The following is a 23117-nucleotide window of genomic DNA, read 5'->3' on the forward strand; positions in this document are numbered from 1 at the left end:
GAACCGCCCTCCCCGCGTGAACGGAGAGGGCGGTTCGTGTGCGGATGACCCGGGGTCAGGACTCCACGCGGCGTCGGCGGACGACCAGCACTCCACCGGCGGCGAGCAGCAGGAGCAGCAGCGCGATCAGCGCGACGGGCACGGCGGCACCGGTTCCTGCGAGGCCGTCACCCCCGCCTCCGCCGTTCGCGGCCGTCACCGTCAGCGCCGCCTCGGCACTGAGACCGGAGTCGGTGCCATCGGCGATCACCGTGTGCGCGCCGACCGAAGCCGAGGTCGGCACGGTGACCGTGGTGCGGAACCCGCCTGAGCCGTCGGCCGTGATCTCGCCCAGGCGGATCGGGTCGGAGTGCAGCGTGATCGTGACGACCTCGCCCGCACCGAATCCGCGCCCGGTGACCTCCAGCGAGCCACCCTGCACCACGGTGCCGGCATCGAGAACCAACTCAGCCTCGAGCACCGGGGTTCCGCGGACGTCGAGGGTGAGCGGCGCCGACTCCGAGGCGGTGAACTCCGCCGCATCCGCCGGCACGAACCGTGCGACGAAGGTGTGCGCGCCCGACGTGGCGATCAGCACCTCGGCGGTCGCGGTCCCGGCGGTGACCGTGGCCGATCCGACCACCGTCTCGCCCTCGACGAACTCGACCTTGCCCGCCGCATCTGCCGGCTTCACCGTGGCGGTGAGGGCGACGGTCTCGCCGGCCACCGGGTCTTCGGTGCCCGCGCTGATCGTGACCGAGGTGCTCTGCGGCGCCGTGGTCTCGGCGGTCACCCGGAGTGACGCCCGTGCCTCGACGTTCGAGACGTCGCCGAGCGCCACCACGGGGTGATCGCCGTCGACCGCATCGTTCGGCACGACGATGTCGCCCCGGATCGCGCCGCCCGCATCGGACGTCACGGTCACCGGCTCCTCATCGTCGATGCGGATCGAGACCTTCTCTTTCGGAGCGAACCCGGTGCCGGTGATCTCGACCGTGTCGCCCGGTCGTGCCTCGGCAGGAGCCACGATCGTCGGCTCGTACTCGGGCATGGGGTTTTCGACCGCGATCTGCAGTGCGGCATCGGCCGACTGCACACCGTCGTCTGCCGTGACCGTCACCGTGAAGGTGCCGGCCGTGGCGTACGTGTGACCCGCCGTGACCCGACCGTCGGTGACGTCGACGGAGGAGACGGGCGAGCCGTCACCCCAGTTGATGACCGCGGTGGCATCGCCGGCGCCGCCAGTGACCGTCGCGAGCGTGGCCTCGAAGGCCTCACCCGTGATCTGTCCGTCGACGGTGCCCGCCTCGACGCTCAGCGGCGTCGTGGCCGAGCGGTCGCCGTCCGAGGCGATCGCGAACAGGTGCACGCGTCCGTCGCCGAGCGATCCCTGCTCGGTCGGCATGGTCAGCGACTCGACGATCTTCGCCGCGCCGCTCTCGTCGACGTCGAGGGTGATCGGGGCCGTGGAGTAGATCGCGGTGTTCTTCGCTCCGCCGCTCTCGGCGCCCGTGCCGGAGAGCCGGCCCTCCGAGATCGTCAGCACCGTGTTGCCCTTGTAGGGGTTGCCGGATGCCCCGACCCAGTCGCCCAGGCTGATCGTCACCGTCTGCGTGCTGCCGTCGGTGAAGTGCAGCACGGCCTCCGAGTCGCGGTTGCTCTCGGTCGCTGTGCCGATGAACGCCAGCTGCGTCGCGCCGTCTCCGAGCGAGAAGCGCACGGTCTGACCTTCCCCGGTGATGTTGTCGGGCGCACCCGGTGCCACCGCCGGCAGATCGTACGTGAGCTCCGAACCCGGGATCGTGAGGGTCTCGCCCTGCACGAATCCGTCGGCGGCGAGCTTGTCGCGGTAGTAGCCGTGGCCCTGCGAGTCGCAGTTCGCCGCGGTCACTCCGAGGTCGCCGATGCAGACGTTGTTGAACGCGCCCACCAGCGTCTCGTCGCGGAAGACCGTGACCGTGGCCGTGGTCTGCGCCACCGCGCCACTCGAGTCGCGCGCCGTGACGACCGCGGAGTAGGTGCCCGGAGCCGTGAAGGTGTGCGGAGCGCTCACCTGCCATCCGCCCAGGTCGTCCTTCGCGAGCACGACGTCGGTCTGTTCGGTGCCGTCGCCGTAGTCGACCGTGACGGTGTAGCCCGCGGCATCCGTCTCGGTCCCGACGATGGTGGCGAGCTGACCGGTGAACTCGGTGTCGACCTGCACGCGCTGCGCCGGTCCTGCCGAGATCGAGAGTCCCGCAGCCGTCGATGCCGAGGCGAACAGCTCGACCTCTGACAGCGACAGCGTCTCGCTGGCCGACGTCAGCGTGAGCTTGACGCTCGTGTAGCCGTCGCTGCTCGCCGAGGTGAACGGCCGCGTCTGGGAATCCCAGGCGAAGGTCTCGCCGTCGCGGCTGTCGATCTCGGTCCACGTGGCGCCGTCGATCGATCCCTCCAGGGTCCAGCTCGACGGGGCATCCGCCTTCGCCGCACTGGTCAGTGTGTACTGGCCGATCGAGACGGGTCCGGACTGCGAGGTCCACACCAGCTCGGCCGTCTTGCCCGGGAACGAGACCGTCGAGTTCATGTTGTCGTCGACCAGCGAGCCGACGGGGGTGCCGTCGGTCGCCGCGAGCGCGCCGCGGCCGGGCTTCGTGGCATCCACCAGCGTGGTGGGCACCTCGAGCTGCTCACCGAGATCCTTTGCGCCCCAGGTCGAGGGGGTGTCGCTCATCGTGAAGTCGAGCGTTCCGCCCTCGCGCACGAGGTCGCCGGCGAAGGTGGTCTCGGTGATGGCTTCGCCGTTGATGCTGACGCCGGCGACGTAGTCCTTGCCCGCCGAAGCGCCGGGCGCGTTGATGACCAGGTCGCGGTCACCGATCGAGAGCGTCGCGCTGTCGAACAGCGGCGTGCCGATCGTGTAGTCGCCTGACCCGACCTCGAGCGGGTAGAAGCCCAGAGCCGAGAACAGGTACCAGGCCGAGAACTCGCCGTTGTCCTCATCGCCCGGGTAGCCCTGGCCGATGTCGGAGCCCACGAACAGCCGGTCCTGGATGTCTCGGATCAATTCCTGCGCACCCGAGGGGTCACCGGCCTCGGCGAGCACGTATGGGATGTGGTGCGCGATCTGGTTCGACATCCCGAGCATCCCGAGCCGCACGTCGCGTGCCTCACGGGCCTCGTGGATGCCGGAGTAGTCGGCCTTCTCGCGCACGGTGAGGAACTCGTGCATCTCGTCGATGAGTCCCTGACGCCCGCCGTAGAGCGCGGCCAGTCCGTCGACGTCGTGCGGGGCGTGGAACGCGAACGTCCAGGCCGATGCCTCGGTGAAGGCGCCGCCCCAGGCCTTGCGGTCGAACTCAGCGCCCGAAGTCCAGGTGCCGTCGGCGTTGCGCGAGGTGAACGTGCCCGCCTCGGGGTTGTACATCTCGACGTAGTGCTCGGCACGTGCCTCGAAGTAGGTCGCCTCCTCCTGCAGCTGCGCGACCCGCTCGGCCGGGACGTTCGGGTCCTCGGCCAGCGCCTTCGCCATCTCGGCGATGCCGAAGTCGTTGATGTAGCCCTCGAGACCCCACGACGCGCTCTCGTGCGTCGTCGCCTCGGTGTACCCGAGGAAGATCGACTGCCCGAGACCCTTGCGGCCGACGGCGTTGGATGCCGGGAGCACGGTGGCGTTCTTGACCGCCGCGTCGTAGGCCTCCAGTGCCGTCTCGGTGCTGAGCGAGCCGGCAAGGTACGCCTCGGCGAACGCCACGTCGGAGCTCGTGCCGGTCATCAGGTCGGCATAGCCGGGCGAGGACCAGCGGGCGATCCACCCGCCGTCGCGGTACTGCTGCACGAATCCGTCGACGAGCTCCTCGGTCACCTCGGGGTAGAGCAGGGAGTACAGCGGCCAGGCCGTGCGATAGGTGTCCCAGAACCCGTTGTTGACGTAGATCTTGCCGTCGACGATCGCCGCGTTGGTCTGCGTGTCGCTCGCGGCTCCGCTGGTCGCCGACACGGGGCTGGCGTACTTGTACTCGGGGTCGGCCTCGGTGCCCGTGTTCTCGAACTGCGAGTTCGGGTACAGGTTCAGGCGGTACAGGCTCGAGTACAGCGTGGTGAGCTGCGTGTCGGTCGCGCCCTTCACGTCGTGCACGACGCTGAGGCGGTCGTTCCACGCGTCGCGGACGGCGGCATGGGCCTCGTCGAACGAGACGCCGTCGAGTTCGAAACCGTGGTTCGCCTTGGCCTGGTCCTGCGAGATGAACGACGACGACAGGCGCAGCTCGACCGTGCGGTCGGTGCTGGTGTCGAAAGCCGCGTAGCGCGCGGAGTCGTTGCGGTCGCCCTCGGTCGTGGCGCCGGCCGTGGTCGGCTGACGGTCGAAGGTGCCGTGCACGAACATGCGCGTGCGGCCCGGCCAGCCGGACCCACCGTCGACCCAGCCCGAGACGGTGTCGCCCGAGATGGTGAGCTTGGAGTCGTCGACGAGCTGGTCGATCAGCACGGAGCTGTCGTCGCCTGTGAACTCGAAGCGGTATATCGCGCCGTGATCGGTCGCCGTCACCTCGGTGTTGATGCCGTTGTCGAACTCCACCGCGTAGATGTCGGGACGCGCGGTCTCGTTCTCGTGGTGGAACGTGAGCCGGCGGTCGTTCAGCGACGACGTCGGGTTCGCGTTCGCGGCGGGGAGCACCGCGATCTGGTTGCGGTCCCCCATCCAGATGCTGGGCTGGTGCGAGAAGCCGATGCCGTTCAGCGCCGGGAGGTTCTGCGCTGTGTTCGCCCGCTGGTACTGGTAGATCGTGCCGACGTTGTCGGCGTTGGTCATCGGGGTGATGAAGTTGAAGCCGTTCGGCCACGCGGTCGCCGGCAGGTTGTTACCGCGCGAGAAGCCGCCGGTCGAGTTGGTGCCGCGACGGGTGTCGACGTACGACACGAGTCCGTCAGAGGTGTCGAGCTGCTCGGCGGTGCCGATCTCGACGTCGTCGAGCCATCCGCCGAATGCGGTCTGGCCGGTGGGCACCTCGACGCCCTTCACCTCAGAGCCGGGGTGGTCGTAGGCGAGTCGGATGTCGCTGACAGTGCGCCCGGCGAACGCGCCGAGGTCGACCGTGACCTTGTTCCACTGGTTGGGCCACAGCACGTTGGCCTGACCCTGCTGGCGGGCGTTCGCGCCGTAGCCGTAGGAGTCGACGGCCCCACTGGTCGACAGCGCCGTGCCGTCGTCGAAGGTCAGATCGACGGCCACGAAGGTCGCCGCGTACGTCTGCTCGCCGTCGAGCTCGGGGAACACGAGATACGACAGCTCGCTGTCCTCCGCGACCGCGATGTCGACGCCGTCGTACAGCACGCTCGTCGACGAGGCGGGCCCGGCGTCGAGGTGACGACCGTTGTACTGCAGCGCCTGGGTGCCTGTGAAGCCGACGCCCGTCTTGGCGGTGTCGGAGCTCGTCGGCCCGTTGCCGATCTTCAGCAGGAGGTCAGCCGGCTCCGGTGTGGCGCCGTCGACCGCAATCGGCTCCCAGCCGGCGAGCTGCACGATGTTCGCCGTCGGAGTCTTCGTCGCCAGAACGTCGAGTCGGTAGTACAGGTGGGGCTCGCTGGGCGTCTCGAGCTCGAACGTGCGGGTCTCGCCGCGGCCCGAGAACTGCTCGCCGGAGCGCTCGTCGATCGTGATCCAGTCCGTGCCGTTGTCGGACGCCTGCACGCGGAAGTCAGCAGGGTCGCGTTCGGAGGCGTCGTTCGCCGAGGTCAGGGTGTACCGCACCATGGGCTGCGCCTCATCGAGCTGGTACTGCACCCACGCGGCGTTGGTGAAGGCGAGCCACTTCGACGACGCGTTGCCGTCGGCCACGGAGGCGGCGACCTCATTCGGGGAGTTCTCGGCGGATGCGGTGACCGCCGTCACGTCGCCGAGGATGCTGCCCGGGGTGAAGCGGCTGCCGGTCACGTTGACGGCCTCTCCCGTGCCGGTGAGCACGGGAGCTGCGTCGGCGGACTCGAACGACGACGCGAAGGTCCCCGCTGCCGGGGCGGCCGTGGCCGAGATCGGCGTCAGCATCGCCAGGCCCACGGTCGCGGCGACGCCGGCGGCGACCCAGGATCGGCGGGCGGATCGAACGGTGGTGGGGCTGGGGACCCTCATGCTTGCTCCTTGAACTCCACTGCAGTGTGTCGTCGGTCTGCGTGATTCTTAGGGCATCGCGCAGATTTATGACATCGCTGTCATATGCTGAGGACGCTATCACAGCGAACCGCGGAGACGGAAGAGTCACCGCTGCATCGCGGCGAGCGCGAGCCGACATAATGAGCTATCCGATCCGGATGGCGATCAGGGGAACGCATGAATCGACCAGAGGACTCCGCGATGCCGCGGCCCACTCTCGCGCAGGTGGCCGCACGCGCCGGCGTGAGCCTCAAGACCGCCTCCCGCGCGCTCGGCGGCGAGTCGTACGTGAGTGAGAAGACGCTCGCGAGCGTGCTCGCCGCGGCCGCCGCTCTCGACTATCAGCGCAACGCCGCCGCGAGCCTGCTGGCCAGCGGTCGCCTGGCCGACTCGATCGGACTGATCACCGGAGACTTCACCAACCCGTTCTACTCGGCGCTCGCGCAGGCGATCGAGGACGAGATCCGCACACGCGGCATGCACCTCTCGGTCGCGAACTCCCGCGAGTCCGCCGAACAGGAGCAGCGCGTGGCGCGTGACCTCGCCGATCGTCAGACCACCGCCGTGATCACGGTGTCGGCGATGACCGATCATGCCGACTACGCGCAGCTGCAGGCCCGCGGCATCCCGGTGATCTTCGTCGACCGTCCGCCCGAGCATCTCGCGGCCGACTCCGTGGTGTTCGACAACCGCGAGGGTGGCCGCCTGGCCGCGCGGCACCTGATCGACGCGGGGCACCAGCGCATCGCCTTCATCGGCGACTACGCGTGGCTGCCCACGTATCGGCAGCGCCTGGCCGGCATGGGCGACGTGCTCGACGACGCCGACGTGCGCTGGCGCGACCTGCTGCGCACCGACGCGCACGATGTGGCGTCGTCGCGGGCCTGCACCCGCGAACTGTTGGCGCTCGACGATCCGCCCACCGCGGTCGTGGCCGGGAACAACCGCATCCTGCTGGGTGTCATGGAGGAGATCGCCGACGCCGGCACTCCCCCGCCCGCGGTGATCGGCTTCGACGAGGCCGAGTGGGCGCAGGTGCTGGGCGTGAGCGTCGTCGCTGGCGACGTCGAAGCACTCGGACGCCAGGCCGCCCGGCTCGCGGTGGCGCGGCTCGGAGACCGCACCCGTGCCTACGAGAGCGTCGTCATCCCGATGCAGCTGATCGCACGGCGGTCGACCGCGCGCTGAGCCGGTCTACCGACCGGCTCAGACGAGCGCCGCCGCCTGACGGTGCTCCTGCTCGCGCAGCGCGTGCTCCACGGCCTCGACGTCACGCACCGCGCCCCGGTCGGCCGACGTGGCCATGGCGGCGTACGCGCGGAGCGCGAGAGAGACCTGTCGCTCCCGGTTCTTCGGGCGGTAGCCGCCCGCCTCGAGCAGGCGCGCACGACGTTCGGCGAGCACCGACTCATCGACCCGCAGCGTCATGCCGCGCGAGGGGATGTCGATGTCGATGATGTCACCGTCTTCGACCAGGGCGATCACGCCGCCGCCCGCCGCCTCCGGCGACACGTGCCCGATCGACAGTCCCGACGTGCCGCCCGAGAAGCGACCGTCGGTGATCAGCGCGCACACCTTGCCGAGCCCGCGTCCTTTGAGGAACGACGTCGGGTGCAGCATCTCCTGCATGCCGGGGCCGCCCTTGGGGCCTTCGTACCGGATCACGACCACGTCGCCCGGCTGCACCTTCTTGCCGAGGATCTTCGCGACCGCCTCCTCCTGCGATTCGCAGACCACGGCGGGACCGGAAAACACCAGGATCGACGGGTCGACGCCGGCCGTCTTCACGACCGCTCCGTCGACGGCGAGGTTGCCGCGCAACACGGCGAGGCCGCCGTCGACCGAGTAGGCGTGCTCGACCGAGCGGATGCATCCGCCCTCGGAATCGGTGTCGAGAGCCGCCCAGCGCTCGGACTGCGAGAACGCGCTCGACGAGCGCACGCCGCCGGGCGCCGCGTACCAGAGCTCGTGTGCTGCGTCAGATGCCCGGCCGCCGCGGATGTCCCAGTCGTCGAGCCAGTCGGCGAAGGATGCGGAGTGAATCGTCGAGACGTTCTCGTCGAGCAGGTTCGCACGCCGCAGCTCGCCCAGCACCGCCGGGATGCCGCCCGCGCGATGCACGTCCTCCATGTAGTACATGCGGCCGGACGCCGGGTTCGGCGCGATCTTCGCGAGACACGGCACGCGGCGCGACACCGCGTCGATCTCATCGAGACCGAACTCGATGCCGGCCTCGTGCGCCGCCGCCAGCAGGTGCAGGATCGTGTTCGTCGAGCCACCCATGGCGATGTCGAGAGCCATCGCGTTCTCGAAGGCCGCGAAGCTCGCCACCGCGCGCGGCAGCACCGACGCGTCGTCCTCGTCGTAGAAGCGGCGGGTGATGTCGACCGCCACCTCACCCGCCCGCTCATACAGGGCCCGGCGGGCGGTGTGCGTGGCGAGCACCGAGCCGTTGCCCGGAAGCGCGAGACCGAGCGCCTCGACCAGGCAGTTCATGGAGTTCGCGGTGAACATGCCCGAGCACGACCCGCACGTGGGGCACGCGTTCTCCTCGATGCGCTTCATGTCGGCGTCCGAGACCGTGTCGTTCGCGGCTTCGGAGATCGCGTCGACCAGATCGAGCGTGCGCACGGTGCCGTCGACGAGGGTCGCGCGCCCAGCTTCCATCGGCCCGCCCGAGACGAAGACGGTCGGGATGTTCAGCCGGAGCGCGGCCATGAGCATTCCCGGGGTGATCTTGTCGCAGTTCGAGATGCAGACGAGGGCGTCGGCCTGGTGCGCGTTGGCCATGTATTCGACCGAGTCGGCGATCAGATCGCGCGAGGGCAGCGAATACAGCATCCCGCCGTGGCCCATCGCGATGCCGTCGTCGACGGCGATGGTGTTGAACTCGCGCGGGATGCCGCCGGCCGCCGAGATCGCGTCTGACACGATGCGTCCGACCGGTTGCAGGTGCGTGTGGCCGGGCACGAACTCGGTGAAGCTGTTGGCGACCGCGATGATCGGCTTGCCGAAGTCGGCGGCGTTCACCCCGGCGGCGCGCAGCAGTGCGCGGGCTCCGGCGGCGTTGCGGCCATGAGTGACGGTACGTGAGCGAAGAGGGGTGGGCATCGTCCCACTCTGACGGCGGCGAGCGCGGGGCGGAAGACGGCGCTGATACTAGTACTGAGAGCACTAGGTTTGTTCCTATGGCGAGCGACGACGAACAGCGCAAGGAGCTCGGTGCGTTCTTACGAGCGCGGCGCGAGCATCTCGACCGTGCGGCGTTCGGTCTGCCGCCGGCGGGCCGTGGTCGCACCGTCGGGCTGCGCCGTGAGGAGATCTCGTACCTCTCGGGCGTCAGCGTCACCTGGTACACCTGGCTGGAGCAGGGGCGAGACATCAATCCGTCGCGGCAAGTGCTCGATGCCGTGGCCACCGCCCTGCATCTGACACTGGCCGAGCACGACTATCTGCTCACGCTCGCGGGGTTCGCGCCCTCGCGCCCCGGTTCCGTCGCGGCGGTGGAAACCGCACCTGCGCACGTGCAGCGCTTCCTTGACGCGCTCGAGGAGCACCCGGCCTACGCGCTGGCCCCGGACTGGGGCGTGACGGGATGGAACTCCGCGTACGAGGCGCTGTATCCGAACGTGGCGCAGACCCCGCCCGAGCAGCGCAACCTGCTGTGGCTGATCTTCACCGACGCGTCGGTGCGCACGCTGCTCGACGACTGGGATGTGACGAGCCGCCGCTTCCTCGCCGAGTTCCGCGCCGAGGTCGGTCCGCGACTGGGTGATCCGCGGTATCGGGACCTGGTCGAGCGACTGATCGCCGCGAGCCCGGACTTCCGTGAGAGGTGGGAGAGCCACGACATCCGCGGTTTCGAGTCGCGCGAGCGAGTGTTCCAGCATCCGGAGCTCGGCCGTCTGGTGTTCGAGCACCATCAGCTGCGCCCGTCGGACCAGCCCGACATCCAGCTCGTCGTGTACACGCCCGACGCGCAGACCCGGTCCCGGTTCGCTCAGCGCGACCGCTGAGCGCGCCGAGGGCTCAGGCGGCGATGAACTCCTGACGCACGGCTCCCTGCGTGGCCGACGCGATGTCGGCGAAGTCGGGGTCGCAGTTGAGGATGACCGCGTCGTTCTCGACCGCGTAGGCCGCGATCAGGCAGTCGAGGGCCGAGGCCGTCCGGGGCAGGTCGCTCACCCACAGGGCCTGCTGAATGTCGAGGGCCTGCGCGAGAGCGGGCCGCTGCCACGCGGGAAGCAGGTCGTCCATGTCATCCCGCAGCGCCCGATACTCCTCGGGCGTCCGCGCGGAACGGCAGTACTCGATGACCTGCGGCGGACAGGTGATCAGCAGATCGTGTATCGAGATCTCGCGGAGCCGCCGCGCGATCGCGGCGCTGCTGCCGGCCTGCCGCCAGACGCTGTTGTCGACCAGGTACGTGGTCATGCGACGGACTCCGTCGTCTTATGGGTCTGCGGCCGACGGGAGATGATCCGCTCGACCGTCGCGGGCTGGCGGCGAACGGCGACCAGAGTGCGCAGGGCCAGGTCGACGGTCGCCCGGTTCGAGGTCGTGCCAGCGGCCTCCTTGGCCCTGCGGAGCTCGTCCGGGTCGATGTCGATGGATGTGACGGTCATGAGGTTCTCTCCTCTCGGTGCACGAGGACGTGGCGACGCGAAGACGGGCGGGTGGAGACGCGGATCGCGTCGTCCACCCACCCGAGAGGATTACTTCTTGAAAGCGTCCTTGACGTTCTCGCCGGCCTTCTTGACGTCGGCCTTGCTCTGGTCAGCCTTGCCTTCGGCGGCGAGCTTGTCGTTGTCGGTCGCGTTGCCGATCGCTTCCTTCGCCTTGCCGGCGATGTCCTGAGCGGCGTTCTTGATCTTGTCGTCGAGTCCCATGATGGGCTCCTTTCGTTGCGGTGGGGGTGACGGCGGGGGTTCCCGCCGCCTTATCGTCGTGTGCGTTCGCGACCGACGATAAGTGGGTGTCGCTGGTCAGCGACGAGCCTTGTCGATCGCCTTCTTGGCCGCCTTCGCGGCCTTCTCGGCGTTCTTGTGTCGTTCCTTCTTGGCCTTGGGGTCGTTCCACATCCGCACCAGTTGGTGCCGCACGGACTCGCCCTTGTTGATCTGCACTCGGCCCGCGTTGCTGCCCACGATGTAGGCGACGAAGGCGATGGCTCCGATGACGAGGATCTTGTTGCGCATGATGCTTCTTTCCGGCTCAGTGTGCGGTCGAGGTCAGGACAGGCGTCGCTGGTCGTGTGCCAGGCGAGCACGCAGACCGGTGTGGATCGAGATGTAGGTCTCGGAGTCGCGGCCCGTGAGGGTGGCGAGGTTCGCGAGCAGCAGGTCGACATGGTCGATGAGCACGCGCGGGTCGGTGTTCTGACGCGGCGTGATCGACACGTGCAGCACCGGCGTGCGGCGGATGTCGTTCGCTGTGACGCTCGTCGACAGGATCTCGTCGCGTCCGGAGAGGGAGTTCTTCAGCGCATCCGACACGAACGACTCCGTGACGGTGACGCGACCGATCGGGTTCTGTGCGCCCGAGGAGCGCAGGACCGTCTTCGAGCGGTGGCCCGCGACGCTGGCGAGCGCGAGGATCAGCAGGATGATGACGATCACGATGGCAGCGACTGCGCCGACACCGATCCAGGTGGCCTGGCTGCCCGCGATCTGAGTCGACCCGAAGGCCTGGTCGAACCAGGACTCCGAGTTCGCCCCGGCCTCCTTCCAGATCTGAGTGGCCGTGGGCCAGCTCGTGATGGCGACACCGACAGCACCGAGTGCGAGGAAGATGATCCCGATGACCAGCAGCAGGGTGCGGTTCAGTGCACGATTCGTGTTGTTCACAGCTCGTCGTCCTTCTCTGTCGGGCGTTCGACGCGCACGCGGGTGCGCACGCTGCGGGTCAGCCGGTAGGTTCCGAGCTCCGCGTCGACGACCGACTGCACACTGCTCTTGTCGAGCGGGATGCCGGCGCCGGGCCGCACGGTGACGTCGACGCTGCGGTGACCCACACCCACGGTGATGTTCTCCCGAGCGATGCCGGTCTCATCCGACAGGTGCTGGGCGAGTGCGCTGGCGATCACGCCGTTGTCGACGACGACGGCCCGGTCACCCGCTTCGAGGGTGTGCTTCGACAGTCGACCGGGGGTGACCGCGAGCACGATGAACACGAGTCCGATCAGCGCGAGCACGATGCTCCCTGCGATCACGAGGCCAGCGGGCTGCGCGGTCGGGAGTCCGACGAGCCAGCCCCATCCGGCCACGGGGCCGGCGAGTAGCGCCGGCTGTGCCGCGAGGTACAGCACGACCTCCAGGCCGATGTAGGCCAGGGCGAGGATGAGGAGGATCACGGCGACGAACACCGCGACGGTGCGGGGTGAGTGCGTCTCGCGACGTACGACGCGACGCAGAACGGGAGTACTCATCGCACTCGTCTCCTTTCCGGGGTGGTGGCACCGGTGATGGTGAGGGTGATCCGGGTGACGTCCCGGCCGAGGATTCCGCTGAGACGCGTCTGCAGCTGCTGCTGCAGCTGACTCGCGCGCTCCAGCACCGGAACGGTCTGGGCGATGGCCGCGGAGTCATCGAGGTTCGGGACGGGGATGGGGGTGGCGATCCGGACGGCGATGCCACCCGGGTGCTCGGTGACATCGACCTTCACGACACCGCGGGGCACGCCGATCACGGTGGCGGACGTCTGCTCGGTGACCGTGCGGTACACGCGCTCTCTCACGTCGATGCGACCGGGGACGGTGGCCCCACTGGTGGCGACCCGCGAGGGGCCGCCACCGGCGGCGAGGTGCTGGTCGGCGCGCATCAGGAGGTTCGCCGCCCGGTGAAGGCGTCAGCGAGCCCGCGGACGTCGAGCTTGCCCGACACGACACGACCGATGAGTGCACCGATCCCTGCGAACAGAGCCATGAGGAGAAATCCCCAGAAACCGAACAGCAGCGCCGCGAGAGCGAGGAGGGCGCCGATCAGGGCGCCGGTGATGGTCGGGCTCATGAGACGCGAGCCTCGTCCTGGTCATCGTTCTCCGCGCCGGGGACGTGCACGTCGTTGACCTCGACGTTGACCTCGACGACCTCGAGGCCGACCAGACGGCTGATGGCACCCGCGACGGCGGCGCGCACGTTGCCGGCGACCTCCTGGATGGGGGCCGGGTACTCGACCACGATGGTCAGGTCGGCCGCGGCCTGGGTCTCGCCGACCTCGACCTTGACACCCTGTGCCAGGTCGGTGGCGTTGATCACGTCGCGGATGGCACCGAAGGCACGAGCGCCGCCGCCACCGAGGGCGTAGACACCGGGGACCTCACGGGCGGCGATACCGGCGACCTTGGCGACCACACCGTCGGCGATCACGGTCTTGCCCGCGGCGTGCTCATCAGCGGGAACGCGCGATGCCGAGAACGACGAGGAGCGGTCGACGCGCGAGCCGGTGCCGGCTGCCTGGGGCTGCTTCGGCGTGGCCTGCGCGAGCTCGGATGCGGCGGGGGTGGCGGTGTTCTGGTCCTGGTTGGCCATGACGTGTCCTATCTCAACTGGTGGGCCAGCCGAGCCCCTCAGGGGTTCGAGCCGGGAGCGTGTGTCGCGCTCATGAGTAAGACGTGCGTCGGCACGGATTCGTCACAAAATCGTTGGAGTCTTCCTTTCCCGCGTGATGACAGACGCGAGCAGCGGTCGCGGCGCCGTCACGCTCAGCGAGCACGCCCGAACTGCAGGAGGACCTTGCTGGAGAGCGTCGGATCGGCCGCCAGGGCGAATGCCGTCGCCGCCGATCGCCACGGCTTGACGTGGCTCACCACGGGCGCCACGGTGAGGGTCTTCTGCGCGAGCGCCTCGATGACCTCGTCGATCTCGTGGTTGAACCGGAAGGACCCGAGCAGGTCGAGCTCCTTCGCGATCGCGAGGGCGACCTGCACCGGCTGCGGACCGCTGGGCAGCAGACCGACCATCCCGACCACGCCGCCGCGGGCCGCCGCCCGGATCGCGGTGTCGAGACCGCGATGGCTGCCCGACGACTCGACCACGACATCCGCGTCGATCGCCGCCACATCGCTCTCGTCCGGCTGTTTCAGCGTCAGGTCGGCTCCCAGCTCCTTGGCGACCTCGAGGGGGCGGTCGTGCAGGTCGATCGCTGTGATGTGTCGAGCGCCACGCGCCTTCAGCACCGCGATGGTGAGCAGACCGATCGGACCGCATCCGACGACGAGAGCCGACAGATCGGTGACATCACCCACCCGGTTCACGGCATGCCAGGCCACGCTGGCGGGCTCGATGAGGGCGGCCTCCCGCAGATCGACCGCGTCGGGGAGGACACGGAGCATGCGCGTCGGCAGCGCGACACGGTGCGCGAACGCTCCGTCGCGATGCGGAAAGCGTGCGGCCGACCCGAGGTAGCCGCCCCCGGAGATGTTCGGCCGCGCGGCGGGGTGTCGGATGTACTCTTTCGCCGGAGTCGCGGGATGCACGGCGACGTGCGTCCCCTCCCCGGGCCCGCTGCCGTCGGCTGCGACACGACGGATCACGCCGACGACCTCGTGCCCGAGCACCATCGGCGCACGGAGCACCGACTCGCCGGCCGCGCCGTGCTGCCAGTAGTGCAGGTCAGAGCCGCAGATCCCGCCGTAGATGACGTCGATGACGGCCTCTTCGGGGGCGGGCACCGGCTCCGGGATCTCGTCGATACGGAGATCGTCAGCGCCATGGATCACGATGGCGCGCAGTGACGACGACATCACATCACCGCCGTCATCCCGCCGTCGACGAAGACGACCTGTCCGGTGACGAAACGCGAGGCCTTCGAAGCCAGCCAGACCACGGCACCGCCGATGTCCTCCGGCTCACCCCACCGGCCGATCGGCGTGCGCCCGAGCACCCAGGCGTTGAACGCGGGATCCTCGACGAGCGCCTGGGTGAGCTCGGTCCGGATGTAACCGGGGGCCACACCGTTCACGCACGCCGCTTCCGGCCCACTCAGCTGTCATGGCCTTGGTCAGGTTGCGCAGACCCCCCTTCGCTGCCGTGTAGGCCCCGATCGTCGGCCGCGCCAGATCGGTCTGCACGGAGCAGATGTTGACGATCGCGCCTCTCCCCCGCTCGACCATCGCTCGCGCCGCGGTTCGCCCCACGAGGAATGCGCTGGTGAGGTCGGTGCGGATCACGCGCTCCCAGTTCTCCAGACTCACGTCGAGAAGTGGCTCGCGGTGCTGGAGGCCCGCGTTGTTCACCAGGATGTCGAGCGGGCCGTCGGCCTCGATCCGCTGGATGCCGTCGATCACCGCATGCTCGTCGGTGATGTCGAACGCGGCCGTCGAGACGGCATCCGCGCCGAAGTCCTGCGCGAGCGATGCGGCCGTCGCGCGCACCACGGCGGTGTCGCGTCCGTGCACGACGACGTGTGCGCCCGCGGCGAGCAGCGACCCGGCAATCGCGCGACCGATGCCGCGACTGGAGCCGGTCACCAGGGCGCGCGTTCCCGTGAGGTCGAAGGGGTTGGACATGTGTCTCCGATCGGATCAGTAGAACTCGACGGTGTCGACGACGTTCTGCAGAGGAAGCCCGTCGAGGAACCGGGTGGCGTTGTCGGCGAACAGCTCCGCGATGCGGCGATCCTCGCGGGCGTCGAGCGCCGCCGTGTGCGGGCTGACGAGGACTCGGGGATGCGACCAGAGCGGGCTGTCGGCAGGGAGCGGCTCGACCTCGAAGACGTCGAGCGCGGCAAAGCCGACCACGCCGGCCTCCAGCGCGTCGAGCAGTGCGGACTCGTCGACGACGGTGCCGCGGCCGACGTTGACGAGGGTGGCCCCCGGGCGCAGCGCGGCGAAGAACCGCGATCCGACGAAGTGATGCGTCGCATCGGTTCCCGGCAGCGTGCTCACGACAGCCGAGACCTCGGGGAGCACGCTCGCGATGTCGTCCGGGTGCACCGTGCGCGAGACACCGGGGACGGATGCTCCGCTGCGCGAGGTGCCGATGACCGTGGCACCGAGCGCCGCCAGCTTCGCCGCCACGCGCTGCCCGATGCCGCCGAGTCCGAGGACGAGTACCGTCTGCTCGGACACCTGCGACATCAGCCACCGACCGCTCCATTCCCGGTCGCGCCTCTGCTGCGCCAGCCGGGGCAGATGCTTCGCCCCGGCGAACACACCGAACACCGCGAACTCGGCCAGCGCGTCGCCGTGCACCCCCGCTGAGGTCGTGAACACGACGCGGGCGAGAGCGTCCGCAGAGAGCCCGGCGGCTCGCACCTGACCGCCGCCGCCGGCCGCCATCGTGTGCACCCACCGCAGCGACGGGTTCGCGCGCACTGTGCGGGCGAGCGCCGCCGGGTCAACGTCGGGAATGCCGTACAGCGCGTCAGCCGAGTCGACCATCTCCTCATATGCGGTCTGCTGTGCCGGAGTCCGGCGGAACGACGGGTCACCCGAGAAGTCGGCGGGGTGCCGCATCGGCGGCAGCAGCGACGGATCGACGATCAGGTCGATGCGCGGCTCCCGCGCGGTCAGGAGATCGCGCAGGTCGGCGGCGAGCGGCGCGGCGACGGCGACCCGGAGACGCGCGCTCATCGAAGCTCACCCACGGCCACCGCGATGGCCCGGATCGCGCGATCGATGGTGTCGATGTGGGTCGCGAACGAGATCCGGAAAAACGGCGAACGGCCGTACGCGGAGCCTTGGATGACGGCGACGCCCGCGTGATCCAGCAGGTACAGCGTCACATCCTGATCATCTGCGAGCACCGGCCCGTCGCCCGTGCGCCGGCCGATCAGTCCGGAGCAGTCCACGGACAGGTAGAACGCTCCGTCGGGCACCAGCGGTGTCAGCCCCGCGATCGCGTCGAGACCTGCGACGGCGGCGTCGCGACGCGCGCGGTACACGGGCACGGTCTCGGCGATGAAGTCCTGCGGACCCGAGAGCGCGGCGGCCGCCGCGGCCTGGCTGATCGACGACGGGCACGAGGAGGTCTGCGACTGCAGTGTGTTGATCGCGCTGACGAGTGCGGGATCGCCGGCCGCGTAGCCGAGTCGCCATCCGGTCATCGCGTACGACTTCGAGACGCCCGACACGACGAGCACGCGGTGGCGCAGGTCCGGGGCGACGGCGGCGAGGCTCGGTGCCGGGGCGCCGGTGAACGTGATCTCGCTGTAGATCTCGTCGGACAGCACCGAGACGGCGGGATGCCGGCGCAGCACCCCGGCGAGCGCGGCGAGCTCCTCCTCGGTGTAGATCACGCCGCTGGGGTTGCCGGGACTGTTGAGGATCAGCCACGTGGTGCGCTCGGTGATGGCGGCTTCCAGCTCGGCGGCGGTGAGCTTGTACCCGGCATCCGCCGAGGTCTCGACGACCACGGGGGTGCCATCGTTGGCCCGCACCATGTCGGGGTACGACACCCAGTACGGAGCCGGGATGAGAACCTCGTCACCCGCATCGACGGTCGCCATCAACGCGAGGAAGATCACCTGCTTTCCGCCGCCGCCGACCGTGACCTCGGCATCTGCGTACTCGATCCCGTGCGTGCGCCGCAGCGCGCCGCGGATCGCCTCCCGCAGACGCGGGGTGCCGTTGACGGGCGTGTACTTCGTCTCCCCCGCCTGGATCGCGTCGATCGCGGCCTGCTTGATGTGCTCCGGGGTGTCGAAGTCCGGCTCACCGACGGTGAGGTCGAGGATGCTCCGGCCCTGGGCCTTGAGCTCTCGCACGCGTGCCGCGGCGGCCGTGCTGGGTGAGGGGTTGATGCGTCCGAGACGCGCTGCAGGCCGGAATGACGACGCAGCGGGGTCGCTCACGAGGACTCCTCGATGTCGGTGGTGAGGCCCTTCGCCTTCAGCACCTCGGTGAGGTTGCACAGCTCGATGGTCGTGCCGCCGGCCCAGTACTTCGTGATGAGGTCTGCTTCGTGGGCGTCGCGCGCCGCCGACAGCTCGGCTGCCTCGCGCACCTCTTCGCGGCGGACGACGACCACGCCGTCCGCGTCGCCCTTGACCACGTCGCCGGGGCGGATCAGCTCGCCGCCGAAGACGACGGGCTGGTTGAGCGCACCGAGGGTCTCCTTCACCGTGCCCTTGATCGAGACGCTGCCCGAGAACACCGGCAGCCCGAGCGCACGCAGCTCCTGCGTGTCGCGAACCCCGGCGTCCGTCACGAGTGCCGCGATCCCCTTCGCCTTGCAGGCGTTGCCGAGAACGTCGCCGAACATGCCCGCCTCGGCGAACTCGCCCGCCGACACGATCAGCACATCGCCGGGCTGGGCGTAGTGGATGGCGACCTGGAGCATCAGGTTGTCGCGCGGCGCGCACACGACGGTGAAAGCGGACCCGACGAACGAGGTGTCGCGGTCGATCGGCGTGATGTTCGACGCCAGCGCTCCCCGGCGACCCTGCGCCTCATGGATGGTCGCGGCTGTGAACTCGCCGAGGCGGGCGATGTCAGACGCGTCGGCACGCTCGATGCGGGTGGTGACATGAACCATGGTGTTGTCCTTACTCTGCGTCCTGCTGGCGGCGGTCGAAGGTGAGACCCCCGGGAACCTGGAAGGTGGGCATCAGCTCGATGAGACCGATGTTGACGTGCGAAGGGGCGTCGACCGCGAACTCGATCGCCGAGACGACGTCATCGACGGTGAGCGACTCGAAGCCTTCGTAATAGGTGGCCCAGGCCTCGGCGTCGGTCTCCGGCGTGCCCCCGAGATTGCGCGAGAAGATTTCGGTCTCGATGCGCCCCGGACTGAGTTCCGTGACGCGCACGCGCTTGCCGAGCGCATCGTTGCGGAGCTGCCGCGACAGCTGGTGCACCGCGGCCTTGGTCGCGTGGTACGCCGTGTGCCCGAAGAAGTTGTAGTGACCGGCGATGGACGAGATGTTCAGCACGTGCCCGCGGTCTCGCTCCACCATGCCCGGATAGAGCAGGCGCAGGATCTGCATGACCGCGGTCAGGTTCACCTCGATCAGGTCGTCGAGGTCCTCGGCGGAGGAATCGAGGATGTTGCCCGCCCGACTGACCCCGGCACTGTTCAACACGATGTCGGCTTCGATGCCCGTGAGTTGGCGGGTTAGCGCCTCGGTGTCGCGCACGTCGAGCGCGTGCGGGATGGCACCCTTCTCGGCGAGGGCGGCGAGACGCGTCTCGTCTCGCGCGATCGCGTGGACCGTGATGCCCTTCGCGAGGAACAGGTCGATCGCTCCGCGGCCGACGCCGCTCGTCGCGCCGGTGACGACGGCGACTCGGTAGTCGGAGAATGTCATAGCAGGGTCCTTCCGGTGGTTGAGGTGGCAAGAGCGTTCAAAGCCGTGAAGACGGATCGGACGCGACGACGGAGGTTCTCGAGGTCGACGAGCTCGGCGCGGGCACGAGCCGCGGCCTCGGGTGCCGACACCCGTCGGAAACGGAGTCGCTGCCCTGGGCGGATCTGGGCGAGCACGTCGAGCGATCCCGAGGTCACGACGGCGAGCACGGGGTAGCCGGCGGTGACGCCGCGGCCCCGGTGCAGGACCAGCAGTTCGTCTCCCGGCGGGACTTCGACGGCGCCCACAGGCACCCCCCGTGAGAGGACCTCGCCCGTCGACCGCCGTTCGGGCAGCGGTCCGCTCATGCGCAGCCCGATGTGGTTGCTCGTGGGCGTGACGAGGTAGGGCTGCTCGAACAGGCGGCCGGCGGTGTCCGCGAAGTCGTCGAGGTCAGGACCGTCGGTCACGTCCACGACGAATCCGGCAGCAAGCTGTGGCACGTCGAGACTGTAGAGCTCGGCTGAGAACGTGTCGTTGAAGATCGGCGGCGTCGATCGACGCAGCGCGATCGTGGATCCGCTGATGAACCGGCCGCCGAATCCCAGCACGGAGTCCGGCGCGCAGCTGCCGAGCAGGAGGGGCACATCGAAGGATCCGCGTACAGCGAGGTAGGCGCGCAGCCCGCCCTGGATCTGCCGCAGGGCGATCGTCTGTCCTGCGCGCACCGACACAGGCTGATTCGACGGCCTTCCGACACCGCCGATGGTGAGGTGCCCGTCGGCCCCGGTGACCGCGATGAGGATGTCGATGTCGGGGGTGAACTCGGCGTCGAGGGCCGTGATCTCCAGGAGCGGCGCTTCTTCGGGGTTGTCGACGAGGATGTTGGCGATGCGTGCGGACCGCTGGTCGAGCGCGCCGTTGACCGGCACACCGTAGCGCGGACCACGACGGCGTCCGAGGTCGGTCACCTGGGTCGATCCCGCTTCGAGGACCGTGAGCGATCCGGCGTTCATCGCGCCACCATCCGCGTGCCGAGCAGTCCCTCATAGGTGTCGCGGGCGATCGGGACGAAGCGGATGAGATCCCCCGGCTCGTAAGGCACGAAGGGTTCGGCGTCGAGATCGAGCACGCTGAGCGGGGTGCGCCCGATCAAGGGCCACCCGCCCGGCGCCGCCGCGGGCGTGATGGTCGCCTGCCGTCCCGCGACCGAGACGACACCCTGCGGCACGTGGGCGCGTGGACTCGCCAGGCGCGGGACGGGATGCGGGAACGGCGGTCCGTCGAGCATCGGGGACCCGCCGGGCGCGCCGAGGCAGCGCACGACGTAGGTCGGCTCGTGGTGGAGGCGCACGATGCGCTCCACACTGAGACCCTGTGCGTCGGCGACCATTCGCAGGTCGAGCTCGTCCTCGAGGTCGTACATCACGGGCACGTCGAAGGTGCGCGGCGTCTCGGTGAGCGGGCGCTCGTGGTCGATTCCCTCGACGACGTGGGTCAGATACTCGCCGAGTCGGTCGAGCGACACCGCCGCCGGATCGATCTCGATCAGTGCGGCGTCGTAGGTGGGGATCACACATTCGACGCCGGGAACGTGCGCGGCATCGACGAATCGAGCGAGGTGATGGACGAGCCTCCAGCCTGCCTCGCGATCAGGCAACGTGCTGACGACGCGCAGCGCGGAGTTCCCGCTGGGCGAGATCACGACAGATGCAGGTGCCATCATGCTCACTCACTCCAGCCAGTCCGCGAGGGGGGCGATCCGGACCCCGGCCGCTTCGAGGCCCTCACGGATCCGACGGGCGAGGTCGACGGCTCCGGCGGTGTCGCCGTGCACGAGCACCGTGTCGCAGGCGACGGGGATCAGCACGCCATTGCGGCTCTCGATGACGCCGTCGACGACCATCCGCACGGTGCGACGGCGGATCTCATCGCCGTCGTGGATGACCGCGCCCGGCTCGGTGCGCCGCACGAGAGAGCCGTCGTCCTCGTAGGCCCGGTCGGCGATGCCGACGATGCCGACGCGGAGTCCGACTGCCCGGGCGGCGTCGGCCAGCATGCCGTCCTGCGCGAGCACGATCAGCTCGGGGTTCACGCGGTGGGCGGCGGTGGCGACGGCATCCGCGTAATCCTCGCGGACCGCGACCAGATTGCCGAGGCGACCGTGCGGGGCGATGTGGCCGACCTCCGCGCTGTGGAAAGTGGCGATGGCCTGGAGTGCGCCCAGCTGGTACAGCACGTCCGTACGCACCTCGTCGGCGGTCAGCCCCATGTCGCGTCGTCCGAACCCCTTCAGGTCAGGAAACGAGGGGTGCGCGCCGATGCCGACGCCGCGCTGCACGCAGGCACGCACGGTGTCGTCCATGATCTGCGAATCGCCGGCGTGAAAGCCGCAGGCGATGTTCGCCGACGTGAGGGTGTCGAGCAGGGCCGCGTCGTCACCCATGCGCCAGGGGCCGAAGCCCTCACCGAGGTCTGCGACCAGGTCGATCGTGCGCGTCATCGTCCGCTCCTCTCCTCGTCGGTTCCGCCGTCCGGATCAGGCTAGGTCGACTGGCATGGACCAGTGCATTGTCGTGCCGTTTATGTGCCATGTACCGACCAATAGCCGCGAAATTGCAGTGCCTGACACCTTCTCCCGGCACAATGCATGCCAGATTCTCGCCGGTCCACGAGGCTTTCGAGCTACGATCGGCGCAGAAGCCCAGGTATCACCCGAGCAGCCCTGACGAGGTCCGTCGAAGAAGGAGCACACCCATGGTCGTTCCCGCACGACGCGTGCAGCGTCGCGTCACTCTCACAGAGATCGCCGAGGCCTGCGGGGTCGCGCCGTCGACCGTCTCGCGCGCGCTGTCGAACCCGAACCGGGTCAGCGCCGAGATGTACGAGCGGATCACGAGCAAGGCCCAGGAGATGGGCTATACCTCGGCACTGCTGCCCGCCGCGCAGAATCGAGTCGCCCGCGGCACGATCGCCCTCGTGCTCCCGAATCTCACCAACCCCTTCAACCTCGATGTGATCCGCGGCGCGCAGGCACAGATCCGTGCGGCGAGCTACCTGCACCTGCTCGTCAGCACCGAGGAATCGCTTCCGATGGAAGAGCAGTGGCTGCGCGAGATGGCCCGTACCGTCGACGGCATCGTCGTGTCGTCCCCCCGCGTCGACGATGAGACCCTGAGATCCGTCGGCCAGATCGCACCGACCGTGATGATCAACCGTGAAGCGCCCGGGCTGTCCGGCATCGTGATCGACACCCCCGCGGGGCTCGGGCAGGCGGTGCACTATCTCAACTCGCTCGGGCACACACGCATCGCCTACGTGCGCGGGCCGCACGGGTCGTGGACCGATCGCACACGCTTCGACGCGATCACGGCGGCGGCGGACGAGCGTGAGGTCGACCTCGTCGCGGTCGGACGCTACCAGCCCACTCTCGCCAACGGCGCGGCGGCCGCCGATGCGGTCGTGCTGACGCGCGCGACCGCGTGCATCTTCTTCAACGATGTCCTGGCCATCGGTGCGTTGGACCGGTTCCGTCAGCTGGGCGTCACGATCCCGAGTGATCTGAGCGTGGTCGGCTGCGATGACATCTTCGGCTCATCGTTCTGCCATCCCCCACTGACGACGGTCACGTCACCCGGCGAGAGCGCCGGCCGTGCGGCCGTCGACATGCTCATCGGACGGTTCTCGACCCGTGATCGCTCCGACCGCATCGACCACATCTCGGCGCACCTGACGGTGCGCTCCTCCACCGGACCCCTCACGCGCTGACCCTCGTCGACACG

22 protein-coding genes and 1 pseudogene are annotated in these 23117 nt (G+C 69.2%); 3 read left to right on the plus strand and 20 right to left on the minus strand.

What is annotated here, in order from left to right; translation table 11 throughout:
• Positions 1–55 precede the first annotated feature (55 nt).
• Complete coding sequence (locus tag AC2D10_RS11420) at positions 56–6088, minus strand: GH92 family glycosyl hydrolase (RefSeq protein ID WP_484707803.1); 6033 nt, start codon at positions 6086–6088, stop codon at positions 56–58.
• A gap of 198 nt (positions 6089–6286) precedes the next feature.
• On the opposite strand from AC2D10_RS11420, the gene AC2D10_RS11425 reads away from it, so the two are divergent.
• Positions 6287–7297, plus strand: coding sequence for a LacI family DNA-binding transcriptional regulator (locus AC2D10_RS11425; RefSeq protein ID WP_484707804.1), 1011 nt, complete (start codon positions 6287–6289; stop codon positions 7295–7297).
• Positions 7298–7315: 18 nt separating this feature from the next.
• Here the strand turns inward: AC2D10_RS11425 and ilvD are convergent, their stop codons facing one another.
• Complete coding sequence (gene ilvD, locus AC2D10_RS11430) at positions 7316–9220, minus strand: dihydroxy-acid dehydratase (RefSeq protein ID WP_484707806.1); 1905 nt, start codon at positions 9218–9220, stop codon at positions 7316–7318.
• Positions 9221–9297: 77 nt separating this feature from the next.
• Here ilvD and AC2D10_RS11435 point away from each other — a divergent pair, with 77 nt between their 5' ends.
• Positions 9298–10125 (plus strand): helix-turn-helix transcriptional regulator, encoded by an 828-nt coding sequence (locus tag AC2D10_RS11435; protein ID WP_484707807.1) that lies wholly within the window; start codon positions 9298–9300, stop codon positions 10123–10125.
• A gap of 13 nt (positions 10126–10138) precedes the next feature.
• Here AC2D10_RS11435 and AC2D10_RS11440 read toward each other — a convergent pair whose 3' ends face one another.
• The 18 genes and pseudogenes from AC2D10_RS11440 to AC2D10_RS11525 all read right to left on the minus strand — a co-directional run bounded on the left by AC2D10_RS11440 (position 10139) and on the right by AC2D10_RS11525 (position 21838).
• Positions 10139–10543 (minus strand): PIN domain-containing protein, encoded by a 405-nt coding sequence (locus AC2D10_RS11440; protein ID WP_484707809.1) that lies wholly within the window; start codon positions 10541–10543, stop codon positions 10139–10141.
• A complete protein-coding gene (locus AC2D10_RS11445) occupies positions 10540–10734 on the minus strand; it encodes a type II toxin-antitoxin system VapB family antitoxin (RefSeq protein WP_484707811.1) in 195 nt (64 codons plus the stop codon). Before AC2D10_RS11445 ends, AC2D10_RS11440 begins: the two co-directional genes overlap by 4 nt.
• 90 nt (positions 10735–10824) lie before the next feature.
• Positions 10825–10998 (minus strand): CsbD family protein, encoded by a 174-nt coding sequence (locus AC2D10_RS11450; RefSeq protein ID WP_484707812.1) that lies wholly within the window; start codon positions 10996–10998, stop codon positions 10825–10827.
• Between the two features lie 96 nt (positions 10999–11094).
• Positions 11095–11307, minus strand: a complete 213-nt coding sequence (locus AC2D10_RS11455) for a hypothetical protein (RefSeq protein WP_484707813.1) — start codon at positions 11305–11307, stop codon at positions 11095–11097.
• A gap of 33 nt (positions 11308–11340) precedes the next feature.
• Positions 11341–11955: a hypothetical protein gene (locus AC2D10_RS11460; RefSeq protein ID WP_484707815.1), complete on the minus strand. Its 615-nt coding sequence runs from the start codon at positions 11953–11955 to the stop codon at positions 11341–11343.
• Positions 11952–12536 (minus strand): DUF6286 domain-containing protein, encoded by a 585-nt coding sequence (locus AC2D10_RS11465; protein WP_484707817.1) that lies wholly within the window; start codon positions 12534–12536, stop codon positions 11952–11954. Before AC2D10_RS11465 ends, AC2D10_RS11460 begins: the two co-directional genes overlap by 4 nt.
• Positions 12533–12928: a hypothetical protein gene (locus AC2D10_RS11470; RefSeq protein ID WP_484707818.1), complete on the minus strand. Its 396-nt coding sequence runs from the start codon at positions 12926–12928 to the stop codon at positions 12533–12535. The genes AC2D10_RS11465 and AC2D10_RS11470 overlap by 4 nt, the downstream gene beginning before the upstream one ends.
• On the minus strand, positions 12928–13116 hold the full coding sequence (locus AC2D10_RS11475) for a DUF2273 domain-containing protein (protein ID WP_484707820.1): 189 nt from the start codon (positions 13114–13116) through the stop codon (positions 12928–12930). The genes AC2D10_RS11470 and AC2D10_RS11475 overlap by 1 nt, the downstream gene beginning before the upstream one ends.
• A complete protein-coding gene (locus tag AC2D10_RS11480) occupies positions 13113–13637 on the minus strand; it encodes an Asp23/Gls24 family envelope stress response protein (RefSeq protein WP_484707821.1) in 525 nt (174 codons plus the stop codon). Before AC2D10_RS11480 ends, AC2D10_RS11475 begins: the two co-directional genes overlap by 4 nt.
• Positions 13638–13810: 173 nt before the next feature.
• A complete protein-coding gene (locus AC2D10_RS11485) occupies positions 13811–14851 on the minus strand; it encodes an L-idonate 5-dehydrogenase (protein ID WP_484707824.1) in 1041 nt (346 codons plus the stop codon).
• A pseudogene (locus AC2D10_RS11490) lies at positions 14851–15616 on the minus strand (glucose 1-dehydrogenase). The gene AC2D10_RS11485 and the pseudogene AC2D10_RS11490 overlap by 1 nt, the downstream one beginning before the upstream one ends.
• A 15-nt stretch (positions 15617–15631) precedes the next feature.
• On the minus strand, positions 15632–16681 hold the full coding sequence (locus tag AC2D10_RS11495) for a D-2-hydroxyacid dehydrogenase (protein WP_484707825.1): 1050 nt from the start codon (positions 16679–16681) through the stop codon (positions 15632–15634).
• Entirely contained in the window at positions 16678–17901 is a 1224-nt protein-coding gene (locus AC2D10_RS11500) for an aspartate transaminase (protein ID WP_484707826.1), read from the minus strand. The genes AC2D10_RS11495 and AC2D10_RS11500 overlap by 4 nt, the downstream gene beginning before the upstream one ends.
• Positions 17898–18584 carry a 4-carboxy-4-hydroxy-2-oxoadipate aldolase/oxaloacetate decarboxylase gene (locus tag AC2D10_RS11505; protein ID WP_484707828.1) on the minus strand — a complete coding sequence of 229 codons (687 nt, stop codon included), beginning with the start codon at positions 18582–18584 and terminating at the stop codon, positions 17898–17900. The genes AC2D10_RS11500 and AC2D10_RS11505 overlap by 4 nt, the downstream gene beginning before the upstream one ends.
• A gap of 10 nt (positions 18585–18594) precedes the next feature.
• Positions 18595–19356, minus strand: a complete 762-nt coding sequence (locus AC2D10_RS11510) for an SDR family oxidoreductase (RefSeq protein WP_484707829.1) — start codon at positions 19354–19356, stop codon at positions 18595–18597.
• Positions 19353–20351: a 5-oxoprolinase subunit C family protein gene (locus AC2D10_RS11515; RefSeq protein WP_484707830.1), complete on the minus strand. Its 999-nt coding sequence runs from the start codon at positions 20349–20351 to the stop codon at positions 19353–19355. Before AC2D10_RS11515 ends, AC2D10_RS11510 begins: the two co-directional genes overlap by 4 nt.
• Positions 20348–21061, minus strand: a complete 714-nt coding sequence (locus AC2D10_RS11520; RefSeq protein WP_484707832.1) for a 5-oxoprolinase subunit B family protein — start codon at positions 21059–21061, stop codon at positions 20348–20350. The genes AC2D10_RS11515 and AC2D10_RS11520 overlap by 4 nt, the downstream gene beginning before the upstream one ends.
• A gap of 6 nt (positions 21062–21067) precedes the next feature.
• Positions 21068–21838, minus strand: a complete 771-nt coding sequence (locus AC2D10_RS11525; protein WP_484707833.1) for a LamB/YcsF family protein — start codon at positions 21836–21838, stop codon at positions 21068–21070.
• Positions 21839–22092: 254 nt separating this feature from the next.
• Here AC2D10_RS11525 and AC2D10_RS11530 point away from each other — a divergent pair, with 254 nt between their 5' ends.
• On the plus strand, positions 22093–23103 hold the full coding sequence (locus tag AC2D10_RS11530; RefSeq protein ID WP_484707835.1) for a LacI family DNA-binding transcriptional regulator: 1011 nt from the start codon (positions 22093–22095) through the stop codon (positions 23101–23103).
• Positions 23104–23117: the final 14 nt, after the last annotated feature.

Source organism: Microbacterium sp. PI-SA-G (genome assembly GCF_057215335.1).